Below are 6,813 nucleotides of genomic sequence, written 5' to 3' on the forward strand. Positions count from 1 at the left end.
GCCGCACCCCCAGGGCGAGGCTGAACAGGGCGGCGATCTCCTCGTCCGGTCTGAGACCCAGGTACCAGTCAGCACCGGTCTTCAGCGGCGGGGTCCAGGGCGGATCGATGTGAGTGAAGCGCACCACCAGCTGACCGGTGGGCTGGTGGCCGTCGCCCGCGTCGGCGCCCGTCGGGTAGAGGACGCACGGCCCGATCGAAGCGCAGAGGACAGGTACGGGGCACCCCAGATCTGCCAGTCGCTGTAGAGCAGCGCATCCGCCCCGCCCGACTCCTCGTCGGAGACGCCGGCAGCGTGGGCTTGCTGGCCATGGAGCCATCCTTCGTGTGGGGCGGGGCGTCGCAGGGAGGACGGTCTACCGGGCCGCAGCCGCGGTCGTCCTGCGGAGGAGCCAGTTGATGATCGCCGTGCGGCAGACCGCCGTCGCGTGGTCCAAAAGGCGTTCCTCGTGCCATCGCTGAGGGTTGGGCATGCCGCTCACTTCCAGGTCGGAGACGAACAGCCGACTGCCGTGGCTGATCTGACTGCGGACCCTGTACAGGCTGCGGTGCATCGTCCGCATCGTGTCGGTGGTCGCCGGAGCGTGGTCTTCGACGAACGCGCGGTACGCCGCGCTGGTGCTCTGTCCCCCCTGCGTGTCGACCAGCACCTCCACGCTCTGGACGACGGCCGTGTACGCCGCGGAGGCCGACAGTTCCCGGACCTGGGCCGCGTGATGGATCCAGTGGGCGGCTCGCAGCAGTAGGAGGCGGTCCGTGGCGTTCAGGGCGTCGAAGGCAGCCAGGCACCTGGTCAGGTAGGTGGGAAGGTGATGGGAAGACTCGCACCGGAAGAGACCGGCGTGCTCGTCCGTCACGGCGATGCCGGCGAGGTCTCCCTGTTCGCACAGGGTGTTGCCAGCCCAGCCCCAGTTCGCGGGCTGGTAGCGGGCGTGAACCCATTCACCGGTCGGGTTGTCGTTCTCCCCCGGCCGGCGAAATGCTGCTGCCGCCCACATGCCCCGGGCCGAGCCGCGGCGAGGCAGGATCGGCGAGTGCGAGCACGCTCATCCACTGGTCGGCGATCCGGTCGCTGCGGGAGAAGGACAGAACAACGTCCTCGGTGCCCGGGTAGGCGCATTCGAAGATCAGCGGGTAGGACTCGGCGAGCCACGGCACCGCCGGATTGCCCTCGGGCAGCGGCCGCAGGACGAGCCGGTCGGCGAAGCGCCAGTACCCCTCGACCGGCTGCGTGGAGTAGAGGATCTTTCTGGCAACGCGCGGCAGGGGGTGCGCGAGCAACCGCGCGTGGACCTGAGCCTCGATCTCGGTCAGATGCTCCTCGGTGAGGGCTTCGCCCGGTTCCGTGTCGGCGATCCTGCCGGTGGCGGTGAAGTGCAGGACCAGCCGCGCCGGGCCGGTCTTCGGCGCGGGGAAGACCAGCCTGCGGTCGTCGAGTCCCAGGCAGTCGCCGACGAGGTAGGAGAGCAGTTCGAGCAGTTCGCACTACTGTCCCGGTCATGAGCACCTTCACCGTGACCGACGAGACCGCCGCCCGAGCCCGAGGCGCAGCTGAGCACCTGATCGAAGCCGGTGACCAGGCCATCGCCGAGGGCCTGAAGTTCCCCCAGGCCAACTACAAGGTGGTCCTTGGCGCCTACGGGTGGTGGCGGCTAGTCAACAGAGCCTCGCTCGGCGTGCTAACCCTCATCGACCGCGGCTTCACCGCGCCCGAGGTCGCCCCGCTGATGCGCAACATATTCAACCACGCCTACGCCCTGAACTGGCTCGTCGACAACGGTGAGGCCGCCGTCGACGCCGTCATGTCTGCGGGCGCCACCTCGCGGGAGAAGTTGCTGAAGAAGCTGGAGAGGACCGGCTGGGCCATCGCGGCGCAGTACGGGCAGACCCTCGACCAGCAGGCCGCCGAGCCCACCCGGACGGCAGCGGAGCAGTCCCTGCACGACAAGCTGGTGCACGAGATCGGCCACGTGCACGACCTCCTCGATCGGTACGGCGTGCCCGACCTGTACCCGGTCTACTCCCACCTGTCCTCGCTCAGCCACACCAGCGTCGACACCGCCAGCGCCTACCTCGCCGAACTCGACGACGGCACCGTGCAGATCCGCGCGACGGCCGCCGACCTCGGTCCGGCCGACGTCTTCCAACTCGCCATCTCACTCATCCAGGCCGGGCGGGTCTTCAGTCCCCTGCTGGATGGCGACCCCCTCAAGGCCGCCCTCGACACGGCGATCAGCGACATTGGAGTAGACACGCAGTCACTGCTGCCCCGCCGCGTGAAATAGGCGCGCCCACACGGCACCGGCCAGCAGGGCTCCGCCCCGGCCGAGCGGCAGCGCCAGCACTCAGGAGGGTCCGAAGAGCTGCCCACTATGTGGCCCTCAGCGGCCGGTCGGGTCGGCAGATCGGGCACGGCGCGGCGTCCGGGTACCGCAGAGCCGCGCGAGCCTGATCCGTGGTGGCGGTGATAGCGCTGGCGCGGCATGAAGCGCAGTGCCCCCGATGGACGATACGGGCAGGCCCGGTGTCGTGGCCCACGTAGACGAGCTGCTCAATGACCCACTTCGGAAAATCATGGACCACCCGCGGCTGCTGCGCAGCCTCGACTTCGGTGACGACGACTACTTCGGCTGCGTCGCTGAAATGGTGCCGCTCCTCCTGGGCGAAGCAACGAGGCGGTCCCCGTCGGCCCGGCGAGCCGCGCGGCGCGGAGTCAGCCAGATGATGGGCGCTGGTGCCGGTCTGACCGAGCAGGGCGAAGGCACCGCCCGGTACGCCGGCGCGGGGGCTTTCGTACGTCCGGGGTCAGCTGCGCCGTTACGCGGACGCCTTCATTGCTTCCGCTGCTCCTTGCGCTGCTTCCTTCCCTGCCTCGCGCAGGTGCCGGCCGCCCTCTTGTAGGGTGCCTTCCTCTTGTTCGAACTGGCTGAGGGCGAGGCCGAAGAAGGTGGGGGCCCATTCGCCGACGAAGATGCCCCACCGGTCGGCGCGGTCGAGGCCGACGCCGGTTTCGGCGCTGAGGCTTCCGGCCCAGGCCGCGACGGAGAGGCCGATGCTGCCCATGGCGGCGAGGTAGGCGTGTTCGCTGCGGATTCCCATCTGGTGCATCCTCTTGATGATCACAGCGTGCTCCTTTACTATCGGGCGTTCCCCGACCCGCGTGCCCCTACATGCCGCATATGACACATGACCGCAACAATCGGGCAGAGGGTCACCGCCCCCGCGCGTCCCGGATGCTGCGCTCCAATGCCGCCACCAGGTCCACCGCGGGCTCCGGCTCCGCATCCGCCTCCAGCTCCCGGCCCGACACCTTCGCCACGATCAGCTGCTCGAGCGCCACCGCGTACTCGTCACGCAGGTCGCCGATGTCGACGCCGGCCAGCGCGTCCATGAGCACCTCGGCGAGCTGCAGCTCCCGGTCCGTGACCGGCGCCGACGACGTCAGGTCGCCGGGGTCGCGGATCTCCTCCGGCCAGCGCAATGTGTGGAGCACGAGCATGCCATGCCGCGGCCGGAGGACCGCGAGGCGCTCCCGGGTGCGCAGGGCGACCTTGCACACGGCGACGGTGCCATGCCGGGCCAGCGCCTCGACGAGCAGCGCGTAGGGCCGCTGAGCGGCGTCACCGGCCGGTCCCGCCCAGTACGGGCGGTCGTACATCAGCGGGTCCACGTCTCCGTCGTCCACGAAGCCGAGCACTTCGGCGGTCTTGAGTGTCGGCAGCGGAAGGTGCTCGAGGTCCCCGGCGCCCAGGACCACCACCTCGCCGTCGGGGGCCTGCCAGCCACGCCGGATCTCCTCCTGCGTCACCTCCCGGTCTTCCCGCTCGCACACCCGGCGGTGGCGGATCCTGCTGCCGCAGGTGTGGACCTCGTGCAGCGGGGTGCGGACGTCCTCCGTCGCCGCGTACAACTTCACGGGGATGGTGACCAGGCCGAAGGACACATAGCCCGACCACATAGAGCGCATACGGCCAGCCTGCGGGGTCAGCGGCCGGCGCGCGCGGCGGGCTACACCGCCAGCGGGACGAACCCGCCTACTCCTCGCCGACTACGACGTTCGTGCGGCAGGTCATGCCCGCCGCGCATCCGGCGCCACCCAGGCCCGCACGGCCCCAGCGCACGACGCAGCCGGAAGGCGCAGGAAACGGCACGGTGCCCCGCCCTCGACGTGAGGGCGGGGCACCGTTCGTCAACTCGGGTCAGTGGTGGTTGCGGCCCCACGAGGCGGTGTCGATGATGCGGTCGCGGTCGTTGCGGAGGGTGGCCTGGTCGGCGCCGTTGTTCCACACGTAGGCGCGGCGGTCTTGGTAGACGTCATGGCGGGTGTCGCGGCCGGTGCCGGTGTGGACGCGGACCGTGGAGCGCCCGTCCAGGCGCAGGTTCTCGAAGCGGTAGGTGTGGCCGTCGCGGTCGGACAGGGTCCAGCCGTCCAGGTTGACCGCGTGCCGGCCGGTGTTGGTCACCTCGACCCACTCCGCGTTGAGGCTGCGCCGGGAGCGGTCGTCGCGGCCGGGGCTGTCGTACTGGATCTGGCCGAGGATGACGGTGGGACGCGGCTGGTGAGGCCGGACGCTCGCGGAGGCCGGTACGGCTGCAGCGGCCAGCAGCGCGGCGGACGCCAGAACTGCCGCGGCAAGATGGCGAGCGGTACGTGAAGCAGACATGATGATGCCCCCAATTCGGTGCGCACGGGCCTGATCGGTCCGTGGATGAGCTGGTACTTCCTCGGCTTGGCCGATGGCTCGTACCTTGCCGCTGATGCCGCCACATATCCGGAAGAATGCGGTGGTGTTACGGAAAGCAGACATAGGCGTGACCCTCCACTGCAAGGAGCATGAATCCACTCAAAGGTGATCGCATGCCGCGTCTGCTGCCGGTGACCGCCCCACCGTCAACACCGTGTTGACCAAGATCGGTAACAGCCACAACCACGCCCGCCACGTGACCGGAGGACAGGCGTGGCGGAGGTCTCGCGGGCTCGGCAGGGGGGAACGCGCAAGCGCCCCGCCCGGTGAGAGGCGAGGCGCCATCGGTCGGCGGCTTGGGACTACTCGCTGGAGACGATGAGCCTGGCGACCTCAGCCAGCGCCGCTGGGCCAGAGCCGGACGCGGAGCCGATCACGCACGCGATGCGGTGCTCGGCGTGCGGAGAGAAGTCCCTGCTGTTCGAGGACATCGGGCCCGCGCAGCTGTGGGCTCTCAAGCACGCCGGGCGTACCCGCCACGACGTGTACCGCGAGGCCATCACACGGCCGTGGCGGGCGCTGCCGGCGGAAGGGGCTTCGCTGTGAGCGCCGTCTGTACCTGGTGCAGGAAGAGCACCCGTGCCCCGGTCGCGGTCGGCATCGTTGAGCGGGGGACGGGGCCGAGCGGCACCACCTACGCCTGCCCGGCCTGCAAGACCCGGCGCCGCATCATCCCGATGGCCGACTGGAAGCACGTTGGCGACGGCTGGCCCCAGTTCTACCCGGGGCCGAAGCACCGATAGACCGCCGCTCCCTGCCGAAGGGGGCGGCAAGAGCCCCGGCCGCGTGTGCCCGCGGTCGGGGCTCACCCATGCCCGGGCGCAGGTCCGCCAGACGGCCTACCGCGCCTTCCTCGAAGATGCCCAAGGTTGCGAGGCGTGCCAGGCTTGAATAGGCGCTGCTCGGGGAAATGCGACCGCCTCGGGCCGCGCAGCGAGTCCAACTGCATAGCTCCCACAAGCCGCCCGCCGAGCCCCTCCCTCCCACTCCGGGCACTCGGTGGGCCGCAATGTCCCGGCCGCTTGGTCGGCCGATTACAGCGGTCGGGGCTCACCGATGCCCGGGGAAGGGTTCCGCCCCCACCGAAACCCTCGCGGCGCCGCGAATATGGAGGGGGCGCACCCAGTGCGTACCCCTGGCGGCCGTGAAGGGTACGGCGATCTGCCGCACCCTTCTTCGGTGACCGCCGGAAAGGCCTGGTCGGACGTCCTAACAATCCTTAAATCGTTCTTGCGCGGTCGCACACAAAAAGCCTGGCCAGCAGGCTGGACCTGCGTTAATGGAGGCGAAGGTCGGGACATCAAGAGGGGTCGGCGGCTGCCTCTGCTGCTCCGGCTTCCCGGCCGGCGTTGTAGACACGCTGGACGAAGTCGGCGGCCGTCGTCTGGCCGACGTCGTCAGTGAGCTGCATCAGCTCGTTCGTGAAGGGGATGATCGGATGCTCTGCCATGGCCTCCAGCCAACCACGTCCGTCTGGGTGACGGTCGTGGGCCTGGCCCGTCTCCCCGGGCTACACGGCCACGACGACCGTGCAGGTCGGATCCGTGAGGGACAGGCCGTCCCTCACGACTGTGGGGCGGCGGCCCACAGTCGTGGGCACGCTGCCCACCACTGGCAATCGTTGCTCAGAAGGCAACGACTGGCCGACGTCCGGTCGGGCAGTCACCTCCCAGCGGGAGGCAACCGCGGGTACCGCAACGGTTGAGGTGGGCAGCCTGACCACCTGGTGCGACGGTCAGGCGACCCCGGCAACCGTGGCCGTTACGACCGTGGTTGTGACCGAGCAGGACTCGGCCGCAACCATGTCCGTCCGGGTCACGGATGAGACTGTCAGCGCGACCGCCTGAAGCCCGGCCGTGCTGCTCAGAGACCGCCGATCTTGACGGGGAGTCTCTCGATCGTCGCGATCGTGTTGTCGGGTCTTCGAATTTAACCGGGCTTGGCCTCTCTGCGGCTCCGCCTGGTGGTCGCGCAGCGTGACCGTAGGCGTTGGTGCTCGCGGTTGCGGAAGCCGAAGGCGTTGCGGGCTTCGAGCTTGATGAGGCGGTTGTTGCCCTCGCTCGCGGCGT

Annotated in this window: 12 protein-coding genes; 5 read left to right on the forward strand and 7 right to left on the reverse strand. The window is 69.6% G+C overall.

The window, feature by feature from the left end:
* Positions 1-355: 355 nt before the first annotated feature.
* Together FCI23_RS43570 and FCI23_RS43575 are read right to left on the reverse strand one after the other, a co-directional pair.
* Positions 356-997, reverse strand: coding sequence for a hypothetical protein (locus FCI23_RS43570; protein WP_169317226.1), 642 nt, complete (start codon positions 995-997; stop codon positions 356-358).
* A complete protein-coding gene (locus tag FCI23_RS43575; protein ID WP_136729592.1) occupies positions 942-1,280 on the reverse strand; it encodes a hypothetical protein in 339 nt (112 codons plus the stop codon). The genes FCI23_RS43570 and FCI23_RS43575 overlap by 56 nt, the downstream gene beginning before the upstream one ends.
* A gap of 6 nt (positions 1,281-1,286) precedes the next feature.
* Between FCI23_RS43575 and FCI23_RS43580 the strand changes: the two genes are divergently transcribed.
* Both FCI23_RS43580 and FCI23_RS43585 read left to right on the forward strand, forming a co-directional pair.
* The gene (locus FCI23_RS43580) at positions 1,287-1,502 is read left to right on the forward strand and encodes a hypothetical protein (RefSeq protein WP_136729593.1); all 216 of its coding nucleotides are present in this window, start codon (positions 1,287-1,289) and stop codon (positions 1,500-1,502) included.
* Positions 1,499-2,284 (forward strand): DUF5677 domain-containing protein, encoded by a 786-nt coding sequence (locus tag FCI23_RS43585; RefSeq protein WP_136729594.1) that lies wholly within the window; start codon positions 1,499-1,501, stop codon positions 2,282-2,284. Before FCI23_RS43580 ends, FCI23_RS43585 begins: the two co-directional genes overlap by 4 nt.
* An 85-nt stretch (positions 2,285-2,369) precedes the next feature.
* Here FCI23_RS43585 and FCI23_RS64190 read toward each other — a convergent pair whose 3' ends face one another.
* Positions 2,370-2,582 (reverse strand): DUF6233 domain-containing protein, encoded by a 213-nt coding sequence (locus FCI23_RS64190; RefSeq protein WP_407646112.1) that lies wholly within the window; start codon positions 2,580-2,582, stop codon positions 2,370-2,372.
* Here FCI23_RS64190 and FCI23_RS64195 point away from each other — a divergent pair.
* On the forward strand, positions 2,502-2,900 hold the full coding sequence (locus tag FCI23_RS64195; protein ID WP_407646113.1) for a hypothetical protein: 399 nt from the start codon (positions 2,502-2,504) through the stop codon (positions 2,898-2,900). The two genes, FCI23_RS64190 and FCI23_RS64195, sit on opposite strands and share 81 nt — an antisense overlap.
* Here the strand turns inward: FCI23_RS64195 and FCI23_RS43590 are convergent.
* The 3 genes from FCI23_RS43590 to FCI23_RS43600 all read right to left on the reverse strand — a co-directional run bounded on the left by FCI23_RS43590 (position 2,817) and on the right by FCI23_RS43600 (position 4,663).
* Positions 2,817-3,107 (reverse strand): hypothetical protein, encoded by a 291-nt coding sequence (locus tag FCI23_RS43590; protein ID WP_407646115.1) that lies wholly within the window; start codon positions 3,105-3,107, stop codon positions 2,817-2,819. The two genes, FCI23_RS64195 and FCI23_RS43590, sit on opposite strands and share 84 nt — an antisense overlap.
* A 103-nt stretch (positions 3,108-3,210) precedes the next feature.
* The gene (gene ku, locus FCI23_RS43595) at positions 3,211-3,966 is read right to left on the reverse strand and encodes a non-homologous end joining protein Ku (protein ID WP_136729595.1); all 756 of its coding nucleotides are present in this window, start codon (positions 3,964-3,966) and stop codon (positions 3,211-3,213) included.
* Positions 3,967-4,198: 232 nt separating this feature from the next.
* Positions 4,199-4,663 (reverse strand): lamin tail domain-containing protein, encoded by a 465-nt coding sequence (locus tag FCI23_RS43600; RefSeq protein ID WP_136729596.1) that lies wholly within the window; start codon positions 4,661-4,663, stop codon positions 4,199-4,201.
* Between the two features lie 399 nt (positions 4,664-5,062).
* On the opposite strand from FCI23_RS43600, the gene FCI23_RS43605 reads away from it, so the two are divergent.
* A complete protein-coding gene (locus FCI23_RS43605; protein WP_136729597.1) occupies positions 5,063-5,290 on the forward strand; it encodes a DUF7848 domain-containing protein in 228 nt (75 codons plus the stop codon).
* Positions 5,287-5,487 carry a hypothetical protein gene (locus tag FCI23_RS43610; protein WP_169317224.1) on the forward strand — a complete coding sequence of 67 codons (201 nt, stop codon included), beginning with the start codon at positions 5,287-5,289 and terminating at the stop codon, positions 5,485-5,487. The genes FCI23_RS43605 and FCI23_RS43610 overlap by 4 nt, the downstream gene beginning before the upstream one ends.
* Before the next feature lie 557 nt (positions 5,488-6,044).
* On the opposite strand, the gene FCI23_RS57330 is transcribed toward FCI23_RS43610, so the two are convergent.
* A complete protein-coding gene (locus FCI23_RS57330) occupies positions 6,045-6,194 on the reverse strand; it encodes a hypothetical protein (RefSeq protein WP_169317228.1) in 150 nt (49 codons plus the stop codon).
* Positions 6,195-6,813 lie beyond the last annotated feature (619 nt).

It is taken from the genome of Actinacidiphila oryziradicis, from assembly GCF_005047355.1.
GTDB lineage: Bacteria > Actinomycetota > Actinomycetes > Streptomycetales > Streptomycetaceae > Actinacidiphila > Actinacidiphila oryziradicis.